The sequence below is a fragment of the Acinetobacter beijerinckii CIP 110307 genome (assembly GCF_000369005.1).
Taxonomy (GTDB): Bacteria; Pseudomonadota; Gammaproteobacteria; order Pseudomonadales; family Moraxellaceae; genus Acinetobacter; species Acinetobacter beijerinckii.
The window spans coordinates 671219-694303 of record NZ_KB849764.1 but is presented as its reverse complement, the minus strand read 5'-3'; the positions used below and the strand labels follow the sequence as shown (position 1 = coordinate 694303).

The 23085-nt window shown below is 39.6% G+C and carries 16 protein-coding genes; 8 read left to right on the top strand and 8 right to left on the bottom strand.

What is annotated here, in order from left to right; all coding sequences use genetic code 11:
• Positions 1-37 precede the first annotated feature (37 nt).
• Together nudC and F933_RS04875 are read left to right on the top strand one after the other, a co-directional pair.
• A complete protein-coding gene (gene nudC / locus F933_RS04880) occupies positions 38-808 on the top strand; it encodes an NAD(+) diphosphatase (RefSeq protein WP_005058978.1) in 771 nt (256 codons plus the stop codon).
• A gap of 177 nt (positions 809-985) precedes the next feature.
• Entirely contained in the window at positions 986-3184 is a 2199-nt protein-coding gene (locus F933_RS04875) for a TonB-dependent siderophore receptor (RefSeq protein ID WP_005058977.1), read from the top strand.
• Positions 3185-3290: 106 nt separating this feature from the next.
• Here F933_RS04875 and F933_RS04870 read toward each other — a convergent pair whose 3' ends face one another.
• Complete coding sequence (locus tag F933_RS04870; protein ID WP_005058976.1) at positions 3291-6761, bottom strand: indolepyruvate ferredoxin oxidoreductase family protein; 3471 nt, start codon at positions 6759-6761, stop codon at positions 3291-3293.
• A 200-nt stretch (positions 6762-6961) separates the two neighbouring features.
• Between F933_RS04870 and F933_RS04865 the strand changes: the two genes are divergently transcribed.
• Positions 6962-7918, top strand: coding sequence for a LysR family transcriptional regulator (locus F933_RS04865; protein WP_155757852.1), 957 nt, complete (start codon positions 6962-6964; stop codon positions 7916-7918).
• A 99-nt stretch (positions 7919-8017) separates the two neighbouring features.
• Here F933_RS04865 and F933_RS04860 read toward each other — a convergent pair whose 3' ends face one another.
• The 5 genes from F933_RS04860 to F933_RS04840 are packed head-to-tail and all read right to left on the bottom strand — an operon-like array spanning position 8018 to position 14531.
• A complete protein-coding gene (locus tag F933_RS04860; protein ID WP_005058974.1) occupies positions 8018-8920 on the bottom strand; it encodes a hydroxymethylglutaryl-CoA lyase in 903 nt (300 codons plus the stop codon).
• Positions 8917-10908 (bottom strand): acetyl/propionyl/methylcrotonyl-CoA carboxylase subunit alpha, encoded by a 1992-nt coding sequence (locus F933_RS04855; protein ID WP_005058972.1) that lies wholly within the window; start codon positions 10906-10908, stop codon positions 8917-8919. The genes F933_RS04860 and F933_RS04855 overlap by 4 nt, the downstream gene beginning before the upstream one ends.
• A gap of 11 nt (positions 10909-10919) precedes the next feature.
• Positions 10920-11723, bottom strand: a complete 804-nt coding sequence (locus F933_RS04850) for an enoyl-CoA hydratase/isomerase family protein (RefSeq protein ID WP_005058970.1) — start codon at positions 11721-11723, stop codon at positions 10920-10922.
• Between the two features lie 9 nt (positions 11724-11732).
• Positions 11733-13334, bottom strand: coding sequence for a carboxyl transferase domain-containing protein (locus tag F933_RS04845; RefSeq protein WP_005058969.1), 1602 nt, complete (start codon positions 13332-13334; stop codon positions 11733-11735).
• A gap of 24 nt (positions 13335-13358) precedes the next feature.
• On the bottom strand, positions 13359-14531 hold the full coding sequence (locus F933_RS04840; RefSeq protein ID WP_005058967.1) for an isovaleryl-CoA dehydrogenase: 1173 nt from the start codon (positions 14529-14531) through the stop codon (positions 13359-13361).
• 145 nt (positions 14532-14676) lie between these two features.
• On the opposite strand from F933_RS04840, the gene F933_RS04835 reads away from it, so the two are divergent.
• The 5 genes from F933_RS04835 (at position 14677) to F933_RS04815 (ending at position 20897) form a co-directional block, all read left to right on the top strand.
• Positions 14677-15294: a TetR/AcrR family transcriptional regulator gene (locus F933_RS04835; protein WP_004911136.1), complete on the top strand. Its 618-nt coding sequence runs from the start codon at positions 14677-14679 to the stop codon at positions 15292-15294.
• A 109-nt stretch (positions 15295-15403) separates the two neighbouring features.
• Positions 15404-17098: an AMP-binding protein gene (locus tag F933_RS04830; RefSeq protein WP_005058966.1), complete on the top strand. Its 1695-nt coding sequence runs from the start codon at positions 15404-15406 to the stop codon at positions 17096-17098.
• A gap of 64 nt (positions 17099-17162) precedes the next feature.
• Complete coding sequence (locus F933_RS04825) at positions 17163-17864, top strand: class I SAM-dependent methyltransferase (protein WP_005058965.1); 702 nt, start codon at positions 17163-17165, stop codon at positions 17862-17864.
• A gap of 283 nt (positions 17865-18147) precedes the next feature.
• Positions 18148-19434 carry a DcaP family trimeric outer membrane transporter gene (locus F933_RS04820; protein ID WP_005058964.1) on the top strand — a complete coding sequence of 429 codons (1287 nt, stop codon included), beginning with the start codon at positions 18148-18150 and terminating at the stop codon, positions 19432-19434.
• 95 nt (positions 19435-19529) lie between these two features.
• Positions 19530-20897 (top strand): MFS transporter, encoded by a 1368-nt coding sequence (locus F933_RS04815; protein ID WP_005058963.1) that lies wholly within the window; start codon positions 19530-19532, stop codon positions 20895-20897.
• 291 nt (positions 20898-21188) lie between these two features.
• Here the strand turns inward: F933_RS04815 and F933_RS04810 are convergent, their stop codons facing one another.
• Positions 21189-22361 (bottom strand): thiolase family protein, encoded by a 1173-nt coding sequence (locus F933_RS04810; RefSeq protein WP_005058962.1) that lies wholly within the window; start codon positions 22359-22361, stop codon positions 21189-21191.
• Between the two features lie 76 nt (positions 22362-22437).
• Positions 22438-23085 (bottom strand): CoA transferase subunit B, encoded by a 648-nt coding sequence (locus F933_RS04805; protein WP_005058961.1) that lies wholly within the window; start codon positions 23083-23085, stop codon positions 22438-22440.

Sequence of the window (23085 nt, the reverse complement as noted above, 5' to 3'; positions counted from 1 at the left end):
TTAATTTTTGCTGAATAAATTTTCTATAGGTTATTTAATGTCTAAATTATCAATTGCTTATATTTTTCAAAATCAGCAACTTTTAGTAGATCATGATTTTCAGTTACCGCAAGTCGGGAAATTAAAGGATGATCTTATTTTATCTGCAGATTTTGAGGTTATTGCAAGAGACTTAAAGCAGAATGAAAGCATTCCATCTGGTTATCAATTAGTACCGATTCGCCAACTATTGCAAGTTTGGAATAAACAACAATTTGAGCAAGCAAGTCGAGCTGTACAACTTTTAGAATGGCGACGTAATCACCAATTTTGTGGGCGATGTGGCGAAAAAACAAAGCAGATTCTTGATCAATTTTCAATGAAATGTCCGAGTTGTGGGTATAGTCAATATCCAAGAGTGAATCCGTGTGTAATTACAATTATTACACGTGGTGATGATGAGATTCTGCTCGCGAAGAATACACGTCATAAAAAAATGTATAGTTTAATTGCTGGCTTTGTAGAAGTTGGTGAAACTTTAGAGGAAGCAGTCCGTAGAGAAACCAAAGAAGAAGTAAATATTGAGATTAAAAATATACAATATTTAGCCAGTCAACCTTGGCCATTTCCAAGTAATTTGATGATTGCATTTAGAGCCGAATATCATTCAGGCGAAATAAAACTTGAAGAAAAAGAAATCAGCGACGCACAGTTTTTTAAATTTGATGCATTACCTGAACTTCCATTTAAAGGAAGTATTGCTTATGAGATGATTATGCATATTCTTCATGGAAATAGAGTTGCAGATGAAACAAAAGAATGGTTATAGGGCTTTCAGATATTTATAAATTAACTTTACTTAGCTTTTTGTGCGTAAGCCAATTATCAAAATTTAAAAAAGATTAAATATGTAGCAGAACATGCTTGTTCAATCCAAGAAAATTGTGAATACTCATGCCCGAAATTTCAGACTTATCTTTAACTTTTTTGGGGTTAGGCTACTACAGTGAAAACACATTCATTTTCTCGTTTACATCAAGCTTTACTGGTTGCTGGTTCATTTTCATGTGGTGGACTAACTTCGGTCTTAGCAAATGCAGAAGATGAAACTGCTGTATCAAAATTGCCAACAATCACAGTTGCTGCTCAATCTGAACAAACAATACCATATCAGCAGAAATTGAATTTAACGGGTTTTTCTCGGAAAAGTATTGATGAAATTCCTGCTTCTATTGGTATTGTGACCGCAGAGCGAATTGCGGATCAACACGCAAAAACATTAACTGATATTGTTAAAAACGAAGCTGCTGCTGGTGATGGATATGCACCGATTGGCTATTATGCTAATTTTATTATGCGTGGTTTCGCGCTTAATCTAGGATCAAGTTATCTACTCAACGGAAATTTGTTACGTGGCGAGCAAAATGTAGCGCTTGAAAATAAAGAACAAGTAGAAATTTTAAAGGGTATTAGCGCAATTCAAAGTGGAATGTCTACGCCAGGTGGAGTAGTTAACTATGTGACTAAACGTCCAAAAGACATTCGTTCTGTTACCTTGGAAACAGATAGTCATGGTGGTAATCGTATCGCAACTGATATAGGCGATATATTGGGTGAAAATCAACAATTTGGCTATCGAATCAATCTCGCTCAAGAAGAGATTCATCCTTATGTAGAACATAGCAATGGGAAACGTTTATTTGGTTCAGTCGCTCTAGATTGGAATATTTCTGATCATTCAAAACTCGAATTTGATATTGAATCACAACGTCAGCGTCAGCGCTCTGTACCAGGCTATCAATTATTAGATGGAAAAACTGTACCCCAAAGTGTGGATTGGGATCGTCTACTTGGTTATCAAAGCTGGAGTAAACCCATCACAAATGAAAGTCTAAATACAAGTTTAAAATATACCCATCATATCAATAAGGATTGGACAGCAAATCTTTCTGCTTCACAAAGCCGTGTTGTGGTTGATGACTATTCAGCATTTCCATGGGGATGTTACAGTGATATTTGTGAGTACACTGGTCTAGGTAATACCTTTGATAAAAATGGTAACTACGATATTTATGACTTCCGTAGTCCAGATGATAGTTACCTAACCAATCAGTTTAAAACTGGAGTAAATGGGACACTCAACACAGGAACATGGCAACATAGTTTAAATGTCGAGTTGTCTCATACTTATAAACGACGTGCACAATATGATGCCATCAACCAACCTATTGGCACAGGTAATATCTATGAAAATACAGTGAGCTACAATCCGACAGATAAAGTTTTAGGCAATCATTATAAATCGCTTGATAGTCAGCAAACAGCATTAAATCTTCAAGATCAAATCCTTTTCAATAATTCATGGTCTGTTCTCATGGGCGGAAAAATCCTTTCATTAGATGAAAAAGCCTATGATGCCAATTCGAATAAGATTCGTGATACAAACTTAAATCGATTCTTACCCCAATTTGCTGTGATGTATCAACCTTGGGAAAATACTCACGTTTATACATCATTTAGTAAAGGTTTAAGTGATGGCGGTCAAGCGCCATGGTATGCATTTGGTAATGAAGAAAAAGGAATTGAAGGTAATGCCTTCCAAACACTAGAACCGATTAAATCTACTCAATATGAGCTTGGATTAAAACAACAATTTCAAAATATGTTGTTTACCGCAGCACTATTTAATTTAGAGCAAGATAATCAATATACCAATGCGAATAACTACTTTTTAAAAGATGGAAAACAGCACAATTTAGGTTTGGAATTTGGGTTGCAAGGACGCTTAGGACAAAATCTTGATTTAAATTCAACATTAGCGCTTACACACTCACGTTTAAAAGATATTCAGGTAGATGAATATCAGCATCATCAAACTCAAAATGTGCCAAAACTACGTTTTGCTAGTAATCTCTCATATGCAATGCCACAAATCGAGGGCTTGCGCTTATTAGCTGGTGTTCGTTACAGCAGCAGTAAATATGCGAATAAAACTGGTTCAGTGAAAGTACCTAGTTATACTGTATTTGATACTGGTGCAGCTTATAAATTCCATGCTTATGGATATGAGAATCAATTGAGATTTAATGTTGATAATCTATTTAATAAAAAGTATTTGAGAGACGCGGGCAGTTTCTTCGGGGATGATTACTTGTTCCTAGGTGCTCCTCGTACAGCACATTTCTCTTGGTCTGTGAATTTTTAATAAAAATTCAATTTAATAGACCAAACTGAAGATTATAAAAATAATCTTCAGTTTTTAATTCGTATCGATTACTTAAATATGATTTTAAATCATAATAAATCGAGATTTACCTTTTCAGGTCTAAATCGAACTCATCCCAACGCTGTATTGCACTGTTCATTGATTGGGCTTTCACATGCCCAAAACCTCGCACATCAGCAGGAAGTTTGGCAATTTCCTCAGCAACCACCAAATTATATTTCTCAGGTGATTCGGCTAAGGTCTCGACAAAACTTATATAACGGTCGCGCCATGCTTGTTCTTGCTGACGTTCTGCTTGACGAGAAAATGGGTCTAGGAAAGTTTCACGTAGCCATTGTAAACGTGCCAATAGCATCATAGGGAAGCGGATCCAATATCCGAAAGCACGTTTACGGATATTTTGATGTGCGCCCAGTACAGGTGGAGCTAGATGATAGGTTAGACGTAAGCCTTCTCCAAACTGCGAGGCTATAGACTGTTTGAATTTTTTAGCTGTAAGCAAACGTGCAACTTCATACTCATCTTTATAAGCCATCACTCGATAAAGTTGTGTTGCAATGGTTCCAGCTAATGATTCAGGTAAATTTTTTGCAGCTCGCTCTACTAAGTTTTTGTACTTTAAGGCGTATTCTTCATTCCAATATTCACGCAAACGAGTAGTACGGTCTTCAATTAATTCAGACATGGTCTGAGGTTTATTAAGTTTTGGCATCGCTGAGACTAAACGCGGAATTAATTGAGGATCGCTGCTCAGATGACAACCAATACGGAAAGCCTCAATATTCTTATCGACCGCCGTACCATTTAATTGAATTGCTTTTTCTATACTCTCTCTAAGTAGTGGTATTTTTCCTGATTGCCAAGCCATACCTAAAAGAATTTGGTTGGTATAGATCGAATCTCCGAGGACTTGAGTGGCAATCCGAGCTGCTGGTAATGTAACTAGTTTTCCGTGATGTACTCGTCCTTTCAAACGAGTAATTAAGTCTGTAATCGGAGCATACCAGTCCCGAGACTCAATAAAACTTAAGGTTGGAGAGGCATCTTCATTCACGATCACCACTGCTTTATCTGTTAGGCGTGATAACGCAGCTTTGCTACCTGCTACGATTGCATCGGCGCCGATTAAAATATCACATTGACCAGCAGGAATTTTTGTTGCTGAAATTTGCTCGTCGTCTGAAGCAAGTTGTACATAGGAATAAACTGTTCCACCTTTCTGTGCTAATCCTGCCATATCCATAACACGTGTTGCTTTACCTTCAAGATGCGCAGCCATTCCTAACAATGCACCTAAAGTAACCACACCTGTACCACCGACACCACCCACCATGATTCGGCTCGGTGTATTTTCCAAGTTAGGAATGATTGGTTTTTCTGGCCAGCCAGCAGGAAATCCTTCAAATTTTTCAGGGCGTTTCATATCACGTGTATGTACAGTGACAAAACTTGGGCAAAAACCTTCGACGCAAGTAAAGTCTTTATTACAGGTGCTCTGGTTAATTTGACGCTTAGTACCTAATTCTGTTTCTACAGGTTCGACAGATAAACAGTTCGATTTTTTTGAACAGTCACCACAGCCTTCACAAATATCAGTATTAATAAATAAACGTTCAGCAGGGTCAGGGTAGGCATTACGTTTACGGCGACGACGTTTTTCACTAGCACAAGTTTGAACATAGATTAGGGCTGTTACTCCCGAAATATCACGTAATTGACGTTGGATTGCATCTAATTCATTACGGTGATGAATTTCTACATCAGCTGCTATACCTTCTTCGGCATGTATCAGCTCAGGTTCATCTGTGACGATAACCTGTTTTCTTATCCCTTCAGCGGCTAACTGACGCGTTAGTTGAGCAACACTCAAATGCCCATCCACATGTTGTCCGCCCGTCATTGCAACAGCATCGTTGTAGAGGATTTTGTAAGTAATATTAATTTTTGCAGCGATGGCTTGGCGAATAGCAAGATAACCTGAATGGAAATAAGTTCCGTCACCTAGATTGGCGAAAATGTGTTTTTCATTAGTAAAATGCGATGCACCAGCCCAACTAACACCTTCACCACCCATTTGTGAATAGGTTTCTGTACCACGATCAAGTGAAACTGCAATGTAATGACATCCAATGCCACCTAATGCACGACTACCTTCGGGTAATTTAGTTGAAGTATTGTGAGGACATCCGCTACAGAAAAATGGCTTGCGATCAGCAATATCTAAAATACGTTGAGATTCTTGTTCAGCTGTTTTTAATAAGCCAACTCGGTTTTGAATTTGTTCTTTTATATGTACTGGAATATCCAAGGCGAGAAAACGTGCTGCCAACATTTTTGCAATTGGTTCAGGCTGAAATTCGTAATATCCAATTAAGGGAGCTTCCTCAGTAGATGTACTCCATTCGCCCTTACCATCACAAGCTTTACCAATAATATGAGGGCGTTGATGATCAGGTAGTGAATACAACTCATCTTTAATTTGAGATTCAAGAATCGGGCGTTTTTCTTCAACAACGATCAGCTCTTTTAAACCTTCTGCAAACTCATGTAATCCTTGTGGTTCCAAAGGCCAAATAAGACCGACTTGATAAACTTTTAAGCCAATTTGTTCAGCAATATCGTTATCAATCCCTAATATACGCAAAGCTTCAATCGTATCGAGATAACCTTTGCCACTCGCAACGATACCGATACGGGCATTTTCACATGACCAAGTGACTTTATTGAGTTGGTTGGCACGTGCATATGCTAAGACAGCAGGTAAGCGGTATTTGTAAAGTCGTTCTTCTTGTTGGATACCATGATCTGGCCAGCGAATATTAACGCCATCATCAGGAAATTTAACATCTTTAGGCAAGACTGGAATGACACGATCCTCATCAACATGTACAGATGCTGATGTCTCTACGATTTCACTCACGAGTTTCATGGAAGTCCATACACCAGCAAATCGTGACATAGCGACAGCATGGATACCAAGATCAAGAATGTGTTGTACTGAGGTTGGATAAAAAATAGGAATGCCGCAACCCATCATCACATGTTCAGACTGGTGCGGAACAGTAGAAGACTTACAAGAATGATCATCACCAAATAGGGCAACAACACCACCGTGTTCGGCTGTACCTGCGAGGTTAGCATGACGAAGCACATCACCTGAGCGATCTACACCTGGACCTTTGCCATACCACCAAGAAGTAACACCATCAAATTTACCTTGACCTGCTAAATTGGCTTGTTGGCTACCCCAAATCGCGGTAGCAGCCAAATCTTCATTAACACCAGGTTGAAAGACCACATCATGATCTTTCAAAATTCCTTCAATTTGCCAAAGAAAATTATCATAGTTACCAACAGGTGATCCGCGATAACCTGAAATAAACCCAGCAGTATGGTAACCATTTTTACTATCACGGCGGGTTTGAGCGAGTGGTAAACGCACCAAAGCTTGAATACCTGTCATATAAGCCGTGCCGTTATCGCTTATGTATTTATCATCAAGGGATACATCTTTAGTCGGTATCTTTTTAGGTGTAAATGTCGTAGCGATATTCATTTATGTCTCCTTTGTATTATGTAGTTCGAGCTACTTTCTTTTCTCAACATCCGAGTTGACTTTTGGAGTTATAGACATACAACGATCAAATCATGCGCTGAACCGTCAAAAAAATACGCATGGATGTATGTACATATTTACCATTGTGGTTGATCTAAACTGGTGCAACAATGCGTAATTTAGGAAAAGATATTTACGTTATGCGCAAAAATCTCGATGGTGGACTGTTGCATGCAATGCATGCTTTCCTGAAAGTGATTGACAGTGGAAGTTTTACAGCAGCTGCTGAACAGATGGATTTGACCACAGCTCAGGTATCGCGTCTGATCAGCGAGTTAGAGTCACGGCTTGGTGTTAAACTGATGCAACGCTCTACACGGCAGCATGCACTGACAGATATTGGTGCGCTTTATGCTGAACGTTGTCGACAAGTGCTATCGATCATAGATGAAGCAGAGTCAGAAGCGACAGGAACGGCAACAAAGCCAAAAGGACGGTTGCGGATTTTGAGTATGGCAAGCTTTGGGCATTATTATATATCGCCTGTAATGGCTAAATTTTGCCAAAGCTATCCTGATTTGACTGTCGAATATCGAACTTCGCAGAACACACCAGACATTTTAGGTAAGGGAATTGATGTCAGTTTATATTTAACTGAATCACTGACTGACTCAAGATTCGTATCACGCCGTATTGGCACCATATTTTCAGTGTTGTGCGCATCTCCTGCATATTTAGCAAAGCATGGCACACCAAACTCACCTGAAGATTTGTACAACCATGCATGTCTACGTTTAGTCAATCCATCAATTACACCCGAATGGCATTTGATTAATGAAAAGGGTGGTTTTCATGAGATCAGTACGAGCGGTCAAATTGTCGCTGATACTCCTGAGTTATTATTAGATGTCGTACAACAAGATATGGGAATCGCATTATTACCGATGTTTTCAGTGATTGAAGCTGTTCGGGCAGGTCGATTGTGTCATGTGTTGCCCGATTGGCGTTCACCTGATATTGGTGTTTATACATTATTACCGTCAAGAGATTATATTGATGCAAAAACACGTGCTTGGTTGGATTGGGTAGAACAATATATTTCACCAAAAATTAAATCAGATACTTCTTATTTTTATCAATTAACACATACTGAATGATCTAAATTTAAGTCAAAAATAAGTGATTAAAACAAAAAACATGAATGCTCCTTCAAATTTATTTTTAGTGGAGCATTTATAATGAACGCTGAGATTTATTTATGCACATGACTGCTGAAGATAAGTATTTGCATAATTAGATAAGTTTTTTCGGTTCAATATTTGATTGATATTTTGACTAGCCAACATCAGTTTTTCTAGATTAATGCCAGTTTCATATCCAATGTGTGACAGTAAATAATATAAATCCTCTGTTGCAACATTCCCAGATGAACCTTTGGCATAAGGACAACCACCCAGTCCAGCAAGCGAAGAATCAAAGACTCGAATACCTTGCTGTAAAGATTGATAGATATTGGCGATCGCCATACCATAAGTATTATGAAAATGCCCAGCCAAAATCTTGCTATCCAATTCTGCTAAGCATGCTTGCCAGACTTTTTGCACTCGATCTGGTGTTGCTGTCCCAATGGTTTCACCCAATGAAATTTCATAACATCCCATGTCATGCAGCCGTTTGACGACATTCACGACTTGTTTGGGATCAATTGCACCTTCGTAAGGACAGTCCACGATACAAGAGACATAACCACGTACACGAACATTGTTTGCTTGCGCCGCTTGAAAAATCTCAGAGAATCGTTCTAAGCTTTCATCGATCGAGCAGTTGATATTCTTTCGAGTAAAACTCTCAGAAGCTGCGGTAAAGACCGCAACCTCTTTACATCCAACTGCTTGGGCAGCTTCGAAGCCTTTAAGATTAGGCGTGAGCAAGCTCAAATTTAAATCATTGCGTTGTGGCAACAATTTAAATAACTCATCGCTCTGCGCCATTTGTGGTACCCATTTGGCTGATACACATGAACCTACTTCAATTGACTTTAAACCTGCATCAATTAAATCATTGATAAAACTCAATCGCTGCTCAATGCTTAAAGCTTGTTTCTCATTTTGCAAACCATCACGAGGCCCAACTTCTACAATCTTTACATAGTCACTCATGCAACTTCCTCCTCAGCAGCTTGGAAGTCCACAAGCTCATCACCAGCTTTGACTTGATCACCCACTTGGAAATAGGCATCTAAAATCACACCATCTTTTGGAGCGCGAATGGTATATTCCATTTTCATCGCTTCAAGTGTTAAAAGCACATCATCTTTCTTCACAGTGTGATTTGCGCCTACAAGTAATTGTGTCACCACGCCAGGCATCGGTGCTTTGAGATGTCCTTGCTCAGATTGACCATCAGTTTGATTATAATCCTGACGTAAGTAGCTAAACTTATAACTTTGTCCAGCCTTAAATAGGGTAATACCTTGCAAACCTCGGTTAAAGGCGAGCTTTTGTTGAATTCCACCAATTTGAATATTTGCACTGTGCTGATCAGTTAATTGACCTGTGATGTGATACTGCTGACCATTAAATTCTGCGTTAAACCCTTGTTCAGCAGCAGAAAACTTAATTTGAATATTTTGATTTAAATAGTTCAATTTAATGCTGTGCTGATAAGACACATTACTACGCCATAAGGGTTGTGCTAGCCACAGTTGTTTTTGAGTTGATTGATTGCTTTGCATTTGGCTTAGAAATTCAATAAATGCAGTCGCAACAACAAACTCAGGTTTTATATTCGCTGGGCTAAACAAGAACTGTTCTTCACGTTGAATTAGATTCGTATCCAACTTTGCTTGTTTGAACGAATCACAACGTACAATCTTTTCCAAAAAAGCAATGTTATTGCCTAAACCATCGACATGGAATTGACTAAGCGCGTGTTGCATTTGAATCAAAGCAGCTTCACGGTTCTTACCCCATACGATCAATTTGGCAATCATTGGATCATAGAAAGTGGTAATTTCATCACCTTCAACGATGCCACTATCTACACGAACAAATTGGTTTTGCGCTGGGTAGCGTAGATAGTCAATTTTACCGATTGCAGGTAAAAAACCTTTGTTTGGTTCTTCGGCATAAATACGCGCTTCAAGCGCATGCCCATGAATTTGTAATTCATGTTGCAGTTTTGGTAATGGCTCACCATACGCAACTCGTAATTGCCATTCTACTAAGTCCTCTCCAGTAATCATTTCAGTCACAGGATGTTCGACTTGTAAGCGTGTGTTCATTTCCATGAAATACGCCGTACCATCTTGTTCAACGATAAATTCAACCGTACCTGCACCAACATAATCCACAGCTCGAGCAGCATCAATTGCAGCTTGACGCATAGCATCGAGCTTTTCGCTTGGCATTTGCGGAGCAGGGGCTTCCTCTAGTACTTTTTGATGACGACGTTGAACAGAACAATCCCGTTCAAATAAATGTACATAGTTGCCATGTGTGTCGCCAAATACTTGTACTTCGATATGACGTGGTTGAATCACATAACGTTCAATCAGTACGTCATCATTACCAAAACTCGATTTGGCTTCACGTTTACAGGACGCAAGAGAATGTAGGAAATCTTCGCTACATTCCACCAGACTCATGCCTTTACCACCACCGCCAGCACTGGCTTTAATTAAAACAGGATAGCCAATTTCATCTGCTTGCTGTTTTAAGAATTCAGCATCTTGGTTGGTTCCGTGATAACCCGGCGTTAAAGGTACACCTGCTTTTTCCATCAATGCTTTAGAAGTTGCTTTCAAGCCCATCGCTAAAATGGCATCGACTGGAGGACCAATGAAGCAAATATTGTGCTGTTGGCAAGCTAAGGCAAATTGATCGTTTTCCGAAAGAAAACCATAACCAGGATGAATCGCTTGGCTTCCTGTATCAATCGCCGCTTGAATAATACGATCAACTTGTAAATAACTTTGTGTTGCAGGAGATTGACCAATATAAATCGCTTCATCAGCAAGTTTAACGTGTTGTGCATGTGCATCTGCATCTGAATAAACCGCAACCGTCGCAATACCTAATTTTTTAGCAGTACGAATCACACGGCAAGCAATCTCACCACGATTCGCAATTAAAATCTTTTCAAACATGTTAATCATCCTTAATTGTTGTTATTAGAATTTGAAGTCCACGCAGGGGCTTGCTTATTTAAGAAAGCGGTTAAACCTTCTTTTGCCTCACTGCCTTGACGGACTTGTGCAATGTGTTGAGCAGTTTGTCGAAGTAACTCATCGTTCATACTTTGATTGCTAACCATTTGAATCAGTTGCTTAGATGCTTCATGGGCATGTGGTCCACCCAGCAGTAAAGCATCAATAATCTCTTGAACTTTTTTATCTAAATCTTCTGCATCCGCAATTTCATGTGCCAAGCCGATTTGTTTTGCTTCGTGCGCTGAGATACGTTCAGCAGTTAAAAAATAGCGTGAAGCTTGTCTAGCACCAATCGCACGAATCACATATGGACTAATCGTAGAAGGGGCAAGACCTAGTCGAACTTCAGAAGTTGCAAACTTTGCATCGGTACTGGCGATGCAAATATCACATGCAGATGCCAAACCCATACCACCACCAAAAGCAATGCCATGAACACGTGCAATCGTTGGCTGATTTAAGGTTGCAAGTGCTTCAAGCATCTGTGCGAGTTTTAAAGCATCGGCTTCATTTTCTTCTGTAGAAGCTTGACCCGCTTGTTTCATCCAATTCAGATCTGCACCTGCTGAAAAGCTTTTACCACGACCTGCTAAAACTACAACTCGAATATCGTCACGGATAGCAATTTGCTTAAAGCAAGTATGCAATTCTTCAATCACCGTTGTATTGAAGGCATTGTGTAGCTCAGGGCGATTTAGCCACACATATGCCACCTGATCATGCTGTTCCAGTTGTAAAAATTGATAGCTCATAAACACCTCTTACATGCGGAACACGCCAAATTTAGTCGGTTGAATCGGTGCATTTAAAGCTGCAGCAAGACTTAATCCTAGTACTTGACGCGTTTGCGCTGGATCAATCACACCGTCATCCCACAAACGGGCAGAAGCATAGTAAGGATGACCTTGACGTTCATACTGATCACGAATCGGTTGCTTAAATTCATCTTCTTCTTGTGCTGACCATTCTGCGCCTTTTTGCTCGATCTGATCACGCTTCAAAGTCGAAAGTACGCTGGCTGCTTGCTCACCACCCATGACTGAAATACGTGAGTTTGGCCAAGTCCATAAGAAACGAGGAGAATAAGCACGTCCACACATACCGTAGTTACCTGCACCAAAAGAACCGCCAATGATGAGTGTAAGTTTTGGTACATTTGCAGTTGCAACCGCCATCACCAGTTTGGCACCGTGCTTGGCAATACCTTCATTTTCGTATTGGCGACCCACCATAAAGCCTGTGATATTTTGAATAAATAACAACGGAATATTGCGTTGGGTACATAACTCAATAAAGTGTGCGCCTTTTTGAGCTGACTCAGAAAATAGAATGCCATTATTGGCAATAATTCCGACAGGCATCCCATAAAGTGATGCAAACCCTGTGATCAAGGTTGAGCCAAAACGAGCCTTAAACTCATCGAAACGAGAACCATCGACGATACGTGCAATCACTTCTCGTACATCAAATGGCTTGCGCGCATCGGTTGGGACTACACCATACAACTCTTTCGCATCAAACAATGGTTCATCAATCTGCTTATTGAGTTCGTTTGATTTTTTATTCAAATTGGCAACGATATTACGTGCAATCGCAATCGCATGCTCATCATTTTCAGCGAGGTGATCAGCAACACCTGAAAGACGCGTATGTACATCACCACCACCCAAATCTTCGCTACTTACGACTTCACCTGTTGCAGCTTTAACCAGAGGAGGGCCACCTAAGAAAATCGTGCCTTGATTACGCACGATGATGGTTTCATCTGACATCGCAGGAACATAAGCACCACCAGCGGTACAGCTACCCATAACGACTGCAATTTGGGCAATACCTTGGCTCGACATACGTGCTTGATTGTAGAAGATACGCCCGAAGTGATCACGATCAGGGAAGACCTGATCCTGCATAGGTAAATACGCACCACCTGAATCTACAAGATAAATACAAGGTAAGTGATTTTGTTCAGCAATTTCTTGTGCGCGTAAATGCTTTTTAACCGTAAGTGGGTAATACGTGCCACCTTTGACCGTTGCATCATTGGCAACGATCATGCATGTCACACCGTTAACCTGTCCAATACCCGCAATCACACCCGCAGCAGGAATATCATCTTCATAAACTTTATACGCAGCAAGTTGTCCGATTTCTAAAAAAGCTGTGCCAACGTCAATCAATTGATCAATACGTTCACGTGGAAGCAATTTTCCACGTGCTAAATGCTTTTGACGTGCGTTTTCTCCGCCACCTAATGCAATATTTTGGGCAATTTGTGTTAAATCATTAACCAAAGTCTGCATAGCTTGTTGGTTTGTTTTGAAGTCTTCACTTCGCACATTAATTTTGCTTTGTAATTGATTCATATGATGCATCCTGATTTATCGTTATTATTTGGTTTCATTAAACAATTCACGTCCGATCAACATACGACGAATTTCAGATGTACCTGCACCAATTTCATAAAGTTTTGCATCACGCCATAAACGACCCGTAGGGAATTCATTGATATAGCCATTGCCACCTAAAGTTTGAATCGCTTCACCTGCCATCCATGTCGCTTTTTCTGCTGCATATAAAATGGCACTGGCTGCATCTTTACGTAAGCTACGGTCATGATCTGCTTTATCACACGCTGTACCAACGGCATATACAAGCGCTTTACAAGCCAGCCAAGTTGAATACATATCAGCAAGTTTGCCTTGCATTAATTGGAACTCACCTAAAGCTTGTCCGAATTGTTCACGTTGATGTAAATACGGAATCACGACATCCATACAGGCATCCATAATTCCAAGTGGACCTGCGCTTAAAACTGCACGCTCATAGTCCAAGCCACTCATCAGGACTTTAGCGCCGTTACCGACACCACCCAACACGTTTTCAACAGGTACTTCTACATTGTCAAAAAACAATGGATAGGTATTTGAGCCACGCATACCAAGTTTGTCTAAGTGATGACCATGACTAAAACCTTTCATGTCCTTTTCAATTAAAAAAGCGGTCATGCCTTTTGCGCCTGCATGTGGATCAGTTTTTGCGTATACCACTAAGACATCAGCATCACCGCCATTGGTAATCCACATCTTGGAACCATTTAAAACGAAATGATCACCTTTTTGTTCAGCACGTAATTTCATACTGACCACATCAGAACCCGCATTCGGTTCAGACATCGCTAGGGCACCGACATATTCTCCAGAAATTAATTTAGGCAGATATTTCTGCTTTTGTTGCTCATTACCGTTGCGATTAATTTGGTTAATACATAGGTTTGAGTGCGCTCCATAGGAAAGAGCAATTGCTGCAGAAGCACGAGAAATTTCTTGCATAACAATAATATGAGCAAGATAACCGAGGTTGGTACCGCCGTATTCTTCAGAAACCGTTAGGCCTAATAAGCCCATATCACCGAACTTTTTCCATAGATGGCTCGGAAATTTATTGTCTTTATCTACTTGCTGAGCAATTGGTGCAATTTCTTTTGCACAAAATGCGGCAACTGAATCTTGAAGGGCAATCAATGTTTCATCCAGACCAAAATTCAAGCTACGTAGGTTCATTGTGTTCATCCTATTGGTTATATTTGTTGTTCCATAAGCATTCTTGTTTGTGCTTAGGAAGTACCATACAATGAATTTTTAAAAAAGTGAATAGAGATTCATAAAATGATTTACAATTCACTTTAATTGTTAGAGAATAAATTTCATGAGTTATAAACGATCATCTTTAATGCAAGAACGGATGGAACAAAATCGTAAGTCGATTTTGAGTTCAGCCAGAAAATTAATTTCAGAAGGAGGGTTTAAAGACGCACAGATACAAACAATTGCTGAGCAAGCAGGTGTTTCAAGTGGATTGGTTTATCGCTACTTTGACAATAAAAGTCAGGTACTTATTGAAGTTCTGTCAGAAGCGATCAATACCGAACTATTGGTGATTGATGCGATTACGGAAAGTGATCTAACGGCGGAACAGAAGTTACATAAAGCGGTAACAACCTTTGTAAAAAGGGCACTAAACAGCCCTCAGCTTGCATATTCACTCATGTTTGAACCTGTTGACTCATTGGTAGAGCATGAGCGTTTTCGTGTTAAGCAGTTGATTAAACAAAGTATTATTAAAATACTCGCAGATGGAAATGCAAGTGGCGAGTTTGTGTTAGAGGATTTAAATACCACCGCACTTTGTGTGGTTGGCGCGATGACTTTTGTAGTCGTAGAACCTCTAGACCCAGCTCAAAATACAAAGTTTGATCAGCAACACAAAGACTATTTTTCAAAGCAAATTGCTGATTTTTGTGTGGATGCCGTGAGGAAAAAATAGGCATAAACAACAATAAAAAATCAAAACAAGGCAGTTTGAAGAATAGTTGCAGTAATAACAATGAGATGAAATCAGAACAGAATTAGAAAGAATCAAGGAGAATGATTCAATGCAACAACAACGGTTAAGCTATGCCTCTGGACCAAGTGCACAACCCTTATTGGGGATGACGATTGGAGAAAAAATTGATCAAGTTTGTCAGCAATATGCTGATCAAGAAGCTATTGTAAGTTCACATCAGAACAGACGGTTGACCTATAAACAACTACAAGATGAAGTGAATGCTTTTGCCTGTAGTTTGCTCAAACTCGGTTTAAAGAAAGGCGACAGACTCGGTATCTGGTCACCAAACTGCGTGGAATGGACGATCACTCAATTTGCTGCTTTTAAAGCAGGGATTATCCTAGTGAACTTAAATCCTGCCTATAAAAGCCATGAGTTAGAGTATGTATTGAATAAAGTTTCCTGCAAAGGATTGATCATCGCCTCACAATTCAAAACGACTGATTATCAAGAGCTTTTGACGCGAATTGCACCAGAAATTGTTTTCTGTACAGACAAAATCATTCATTCAGAACGTCTGCCTTTCTTAAAGTTTGTGATCAAAATTGATGAAAAACAGCATACAGGTATTCATCGTTTCAGTGATTTAGTCGTTCCTCCAACTCAAGAACAACTCGATCAATTACAATTAGCTACGAAGCAATTGCAATTTGATGAAACCATTAATATTCAATTTACATCAGGAACGACTGGTAATCCGAAAGGCACAATGCTCACCCATCATAACATTCTGAATAATGGTTATTTTGTAGGAGAGGGTATTCGTTTAACGCCACAAGATAAAGTATGCATCTCTGTGCCTTTATTCCACTGTTTCGGTATGGTCATGGGAAATCTAGCCTGTATCACACATGGTTCTACTATGGTGTATCCATCAGCCGTTTTTAATCCATTAGAAACATTAAAGACAATTCACAACGAACGTTGTACGGCAGCATACGGCGTACCAACCATGTTCATCGCCACTTTAGAACATGAACAATTTAATGAATTTGACCTATCAAGTTTACGTACAGGGATTATGGCGGGAAGCCCATGCCCGCGTGAAATTATGCAGCGTGTGATTGATCGTATGCATATGTCAGAAATCACGATTTGTTATGGCATGACTGAGACTTCACCAGTCAGCGTACAAAGCTCCGTGAGTGACACCATTGATAAACGCGTCAGTACAGTTGGACATGTTCATCCACATGTCGAAATTAAAATCGTCGATCCTGAAGGGCAACTCATACCACAAGGAACTTTAGGCGAACTATGCGTTAGAGGTTACTCGGTGATGGCAGGCTATTGGGGCGAAGAAGAAAAAACCCGTGAAGTAATTGATGCCGCAGGTTGGATGCATACAGGTGACATTGCGGAGATGGATGCTGAAGGCTTTGTTAAAATCAAAGGCCGCATCAAAGATGTCGTCATTCGAGGTGGAGAAAATCTCTTTCCTAAAGAAATCGAAGACTTCTTATACACCCATCCTGCGATCTGTGATGTGCAAGTGATTGGTCTACCTGATACGCGTTATGGTGAAGAACTATGCGCTTGTATTATTTTGCATGAACATCATCAGACCGATGAAGACAACATTCGTAGTTTCTGTAAGGAACACATTTCACATAATAAAGTGCCACGTTACGTAAAATTCTTTAATGAATTTCCTATGACCGCATCAGGCAAAGCGCAGAAGTTTAAGTTACAGGAAATCATGCGTGCTGAACTGAATTTAACTGGAAACGTATTCGACTAAATGATGTTTTACATCACATAGAAAAAACAGCATTTTAAAGTCATAAGGCAAAGGATCACAGTGAATGGCAAAAGATTTTAATAGCCCAAAGATCGTTGAAGAATATGATCAACATATCCGTAAGTTAATTCCTGGATATGAAATCATTCATCAACAAGTGGATGCCATTTTACAGTCTGTACTTCAACCAACTGCACACATACTTATTGTTGGATGCGGAACAGGTTATGAGTTGGAATATCTGCTAAATAGACATCCTGATTGGAAATTTACTGCGCTTGATCCTTCCTTAGCTATGCTTGAAAAAGCAGAAACACGTGTTAAACAAATGGGGAAGTCTGCACAGGTACAATTTGTACATGGTGATCACTTTGCTTTAACTGAAGGTGCTGGTTTTGATGCTGCACTTTCTATTTTAGTCGCGCACTTTATAGCAGATGAACAAAAAACTGACTTCTACAGCAGTATTCATCGGTGTTTGAAAAATAGTGGACTGTTATTGACCTATGATTTGATGCCTTGCAGCAATCCTCAGCATCTACAAGCTTTACGTTATCTATGTATGACTCAAGGTTTAACTGGATTGCAATGCCAGAAAATGTTAGATCGCATGGAAAATGACTTTTTCACTATTTCATTCAGTGAATATCAGCAACGACTTCAAGACATTGGTTTTGAAGACGTACACTCATATAGTCAAATCTTAATGTATCAGGGTTTGATTGCGAAAAAGGCAGAAATTGCCGAGTTTGCTCAAGCCTCATAACCCAAGGGATTCATTCATAATGGAATAAATGATTAGAAGAATAATTTAGCTTTTATTTTTACCAAATGTTCAATTAACAGTGACTTTTATAGTTATTGTGAGGTTCTTTTTGTCTAAATAAAGCGTTACACAAAACAATGAGAGGAGGCAAAACCAAATAAAATCAGATCATTAGGTTTTAAAACAAGAAATGCGATGCAGTCATCAAGTACTGCAAAGGATATAACGCAAACAAAAAATGAACTTGAAAAGTAAAGTTCATGAAACAAGGAAATTGATTTTAATGAAAAGATTCATCTTAACGGTTCAACAAAGTGTTTTAGCGCTATCTGTACTGACTGCCATGTCTGGAAGTTATGCAGGCTCAGAAAGCGCAGAAATAGAACAACTTCGTCAAGAAGTGAAAGAGTTGCGTGCAATGCTGCAGAATTATGTCAAGCAAACTCCGCCTGCTCAGCCCACTACTCAGGTCATGGTTGCACAGACATCTGAACCCGTTCAAACAACAACGCCGAAATTATCACTCACCAAATCTAGTGCAGAGGTTAATTTATATGGTTATTTGCGTGCGGATGCATCTTATCAAGCCAAAGGTGCATCTACGATGTACAACAATATCAGCGGTGTACCATTAGAAGGGACAGCTGAAGAAGCGCAACAAAAAGATCGTTTGCATAGCACTGCAAGTGTTTCTCGGATAGGTCTAAATTTTAAAACACCTACTGCTATGGGCGATGTCGTTGGAAAATTAGAAATGGACTTCTTTGGTAGTGCATCACGCGATCAATTCCGTATCCGTCATGCCTATTTAACCTTTGATAAATGGTTATTAGGTCAGACATGGTCCACATTTATCGCACCTGAATATTATCCAGAAACGATTGATGCTGCGACCTATGTAGGCGGAGCATTACAACGCTCACCATTGGTTCGTTATAGTGACAATATTACGGCAAATACCAGCTTTGCTTTAGCAGTAGAAGATCCTAAATATACAGCAAGCTCTGATCCTGATAATGAAATGCGTTTACCTGCCTTTGTTGGACGTGTAAATCATAAGTTTGACAATGGCTCTTTGCTTTCAGGACGTAGCTTTGTCGCTGAAAAGAAAACTAGTCAAGATGAAGAATGGGCATGGGGTGTCGGCATCGGTGGAAAATATCAATTAACACCAAAAACTTTTCTCAAAGCAGACTATAACCATATCAAAGGCGACGGACGCTTCCTGATGTGGACCAATAGCAGTTATGCAATTGATGATCAAAAGCATATTCAAAGCAATGAGTTTGATTCAATTTCAACAGGGATTACCCATCAATTTAACACTCAATTTCGTTCAACATTGGGTTATGGCTATATGAAAGCCAAAGATAACAATGCTTTTGCACGAATCAATAAAGACAACACAGCTCAAAATAAAGAACTATGGCAAGGCTGGATCAATGGCATGTACAACCCTTACAAGCCAATTACCTTAGGGATGGAATATGTCTACGGTGAACGTGAAACCTTTGATGGTCGCACAGGGACGGATAACCGCATCAACATGATGGCGAGTTATGACTTTTAATACAAATAAGACCTTGAATAATAATATTTTTCTTTAAGGTGCATTATGTCGTTTTAAATAATGATTAGGAATTTATCTCATTGAGGAGATGCAGAATGACAACATCTACGGTTAATGTAAATGCAGTAATTGATCAAGCAAAATTTACACCTTTTCACTGGAGTATTTTACTTTGGTGTTTATTGATTATTATTTTTGATGGTTACGATCTCGTCATTTATGGCGTTGTTCTACCTTTACTTATGCAGGAGTGGTCTCTCACTTCTGTACAAGCAGGCATGCTCGCCAGTACTGCTTTGTGCGGGATGATGTTTGGAGCCATGTTATTCGGTGCTTTGGCAGATAAAATCGGACGCAAAAATGTAATTTTAATTTGTGTGACCTTCTTTAGTGGTTTTACTTTTTTAGGTGCGTTTGCATCTAATCCTTTTGAATTTGGTATTTTACGGTTTTTAGCGGGTTTAGGGATAGGTGGGGTTATGCCAAATCTCGTCGCACTCACATCAGAGTACGCACCCAAACGTATTCGCAGTACCTTAGTTGGCACGATGTTTAGTGGTTATGCGATCGGTGGAATTTTATCAGCACTCATCGGTAGTTCTTTAGTTGAGAGTCAAGGTTGGCAAATCATGTTCTTGATTGCTGGTATTCCTTTGATTTTATTACCTGTTATTTGGAAATTCCTACCTGAATCTTTAACCTTTTTGGTTAAAACGGGAAAAACTGATCAAGCACATAGCATCATTCAAAAAATTTCACCTGAACAAAGCATCGGTATTAATACGCGTTTAGTGTTAAATGAAGATAATATTCCAACAGGTAGTTCTGTAAAAGGCTTATTTCAACAAGGACGTGCATTCAATACGCTTATGTTTTGGGTATTGTTCTTTATGTGCTTATTAATGGTTTACGCACTAAGTAGTTGGTTACCTAAACTTATGCTTGCAGCAGGTTATTCACTCGGCAAGAGTATCTTATTCTTATTTGCTTTGAATGTCGGTGCAATGATTGGTTCGATTGGTGGTGGCATTCTCTCAGATAAATTCCATTTGAAACCTGTAATTATGGGAATGCTGATGGCAGGTGTCGTGGCACTGATCGGCTTAGGATTTAACTCTCCAGCTTATGTTTTATATGGTTTAGTAACTGTTGCTGGCGCAGCGACGATTGGTACTTCAATCCTTCTTTATAGCTATGTTGCGCAATACTATCCACTAAGCGTACGCTCGACTGGAATTGGTTGTGCTTCTGGTGTAGGTCGAATTGGTGCGATTGTCGGTCCGATTTTGACAGGCTTGTTACTAACCTTGAACTTACCACATACCATGAATTTTGTGATGATTTCTGTCCCTGCAATGTTAGCAATTTGCGCGATATTGAGTTTGAAACGTCATAAATTTGATGATGAGCAACAACAAGTAGAAGAAGTAAAAACTAGCTTGACCGAATCAAGTAATGCTTAACTTAATATGACTTGATCCTTCTTTAAAATACGAAAAGCACATCAGATAGTCTGATGTGCTTTTTTATTTCAGACAGAACCTAAAATCAAAAGGATAAGAATAGAAGTGAGTTGGCTCAATTCCTGACTACCCTTAATTCATTAAAACACTTGGATTTACAAGAGACTGGTATCTATTTTTTCATTCAATCTAGAAAGAAAAATGCATCTAAATCAGATCAAACCTTTTCCACACATCATTTTTATGCAAAAAAAGCATCTCGATTGAGATGCTTTGCTGATATTTGATAATTTAGATTTCAATTGCAACAGCTGTTGCTTCACCGCCACCAATACATAATGCAGCAACACCTTTCTTCTTGCCTAGACGTTTTAAGGCATAGATTAATGAAAGAATAATACGTGAACCTGTCGCACCAATCGGATGACCTAAAGCACATGCACCACCGTGAATATTGACTTTAGCTTCATCAATACCTAACTCATGAATCGGTGCCATAGCCACCATCGCGAAAGCCTCATTGATTTCCCATGCATCGACATCCTCAACTGACCAGCCAGCACGATCAAGTACTTTTTGAATCGCACTAATTGGAGCAATCGTAAACTCACTTGGATGTTGCGAATGACTCGAAGTAGCTACAATCTTAGCCAAGACATTTAAATCATTTGCTTGTGCATAATCTTCTGTAGAAAGTACCAAAGCCGCAGCACCATCCGAAATCGAACTTGAATTAGCTGCCGTAATCGTACCGTCTTTGCTAAAAGCAGGTCGTAGTGTCGGAATTTTATCAAGATTTGCTTTCAGAGGTTGCTCATCTTGGTCAATCACCTCAACACCTTTACGTGTTTTAACTTCTACAGCGACGATTTCATCTTTGAAATATCCTTCTGTAATCGCTGTTTGAGCTTTTTGGAGTGAAGAAATCGCAAAGTTATCCATTTGCTCACGGGTGAAACCTTTGGTATTTGCCATATCCTGAGCAAATGAACCCATTAAACGACCCGTTTCAGCATCTTCTAAACCATCCAAGAACATATGATCTTTGATTTCACCATGTCCCATACGATAACCACCACGTGCTTTAGGTAAGATATATGGTGCATTGGTCATAGATTCCATACCGCCAGCAACCACAATATTTGCACTACCAGCTTTCAAAGCATCTGATGCCATCAATACTGCTTTCATCGCAGAACCACATAGTTTATTGATAGTCACAGCGCCAACATGATCTGGAACACCCGCTTTACGCATTGCTTGACGCGCAGGACCTTGACCAATGCCTGCACTCAATACACAACCAAAAATCACTTCATTGACTTGCTCTGGTGCAATACCAGCACGCTGGATAGACTCACGGATTACAGCAGCACCTAATTCTGGAGCAGTTAAACTAGCAAGGCTACCTTGAAAACCGCCCATTGCGGTACGACTACCTGACACAATAACAATAGAACTCATTTTTATATCTCTTTAAATGTACGTTGTTATAAAACTGCTCCAGTTCAACAGACTAAAGCAGAATATTTAATCTCATTTATGCCACTAAAGATTTATCAAAAATTAATGGCACACCTGTTACTGCTCGAATTTGTTCGAGTGTCACATCTTTTGCGAGTTCAATCAGCTCAACACCTTCAGATGTAATATCCATGACACCTAAATCCGTAATCACGCGATGAACAACGGCTTGACCTGTAAGGGGTAAGCTGCATTTTTTAACGATCTTAGGCGTACCATCTTTCGCGCAGTGTTCCATAAGAACCACAACTTTTTGAACACCTGCAACCAAGTCCATTGCACCGCCCATACCTTTGACTTTCTTACCTGGAATCATCCAATTGGCTAAGTCACCTTGTTCAGAAACTTCCATAGCGCCTAAAATCGCAATATTGACATGACCGCCACGGATCATGGCGAAAGATTCTGAACTTGAGAAAAATGCCGCACCTGCACGTGCAGTAATCGTTTGCTTTCCAGCATTGATTAAATCCGCGTCTAGCGTTTCCTCAGTAGGAAATGCGCCGATACCAAGCAATCCATTTTCAGACTGCAACCATACATTCATGTTTTTTGGAATATAGTTGGCAACAAGGGTAGGTAAGCCAATACCCAAGTTCACATAGAAGCCATCTTCGAGTTCTTGTGCAGCACGCTGTGCCATTTCATTACGTGACCAAGCCAT

Excerpts from the sequence above, each read along its gene's own strand:
- F933_RS04820 (WP_005058964.1), top strand. The coding sequence starts at position 18,148 with ATGAAAAGATTCATCTTAACGGTTCAACAAAGTGTTTTAGCGCTATCT.
- F933_RS04840 (WP_005058967.1), bottom strand. The coding sequence starts at position 14,531 with ATGAACCTACGTAGCTTGAATTTTGGTCTGGATGAAACATTGATTGCC.
- F933_RS04860 (WP_005058974.1), bottom strand. The coding sequence starts at position 8,920 with ATGAGTGACTATGTAAAGATTGTAGAAGTTGGGCCTCGTGATGGTTTG.
- nudC (WP_005058978.1), top strand. The coding sequence starts at position 38 with ATGTCTAAATTATCAATTGCTTATATTTTTCAAAATCAGCAACTTTTA.
- F933_RS04810 (WP_005058962.1), bottom strand. The coding sequence starts at position 22,361 with ATGAGTTCTATTGTTATTGTGTCAGGTAGTCGTACCGCAATGGGCGGT.
- F933_RS04855 (WP_005058972.1), bottom strand. The coding sequence starts at position 10,908 with ATGTTTGAAAAGATTTTAATTGCGAATCGTGGTGAGATTGCTTGCCGT.
- F933_RS04850 (WP_005058970.1), bottom strand. The coding sequence starts at position 11,723 with ATGAGCTATCAATTTTTACAACTGGAACAGCATGATCAGGTGGCATAT.
- F933_RS04845 (WP_005058969.1), bottom strand. The coding sequence starts at position 13,334 with ATGAATCAATTACAAAGCAAAATTAATGTGCGAAGTGAAGACTTCAAA.
- F933_RS04830 (WP_005058966.1), top strand. The coding sequence starts at position 15,404 with ATGCAACAACAACGGTTAAGCTATGCCTCTGGACCAAGTGCACAACCC.
- F933_RS04815 (WP_005058963.1), top strand. The coding sequence starts at position 19,530 with ATGACAACATCTACGGTTAATGTAAATGCAGTAATTGATCAAGCAAAA.
- F933_RS04865 (WP_155757852.1), top strand. The coding sequence starts at position 6,962 with ATGCGCAAAAATCTCGATGGTGGACTGTTGCATGCAATGCATGCTTTC.
- F933_RS04805 (WP_005058961.1), bottom strand. The coding sequence starts at position 23,085 with ATGGCTTGGTCACGTAATGAAATGGCACAGCGTGCTGCACAAGAACTC.
- F933_RS04825 (WP_005058965.1), top strand. The coding sequence starts at position 17,163 with ATGGCAAAAGATTTTAATAGCCCAAAGATCGTTGAAGAATATGATCAA.
- F933_RS04870 (WP_005058976.1), bottom strand. The coding sequence starts at position 6,761 with ATGAATATCGCTACGACATTTACACCTAAAAAGATACCGACTAAAGAT.
- F933_RS04835 (WP_004911136.1), top strand. The coding sequence starts at position 14,677 with ATGAGTTATAAACGATCATCTTTAATGCAAGAACGGATGGAACAAAAT.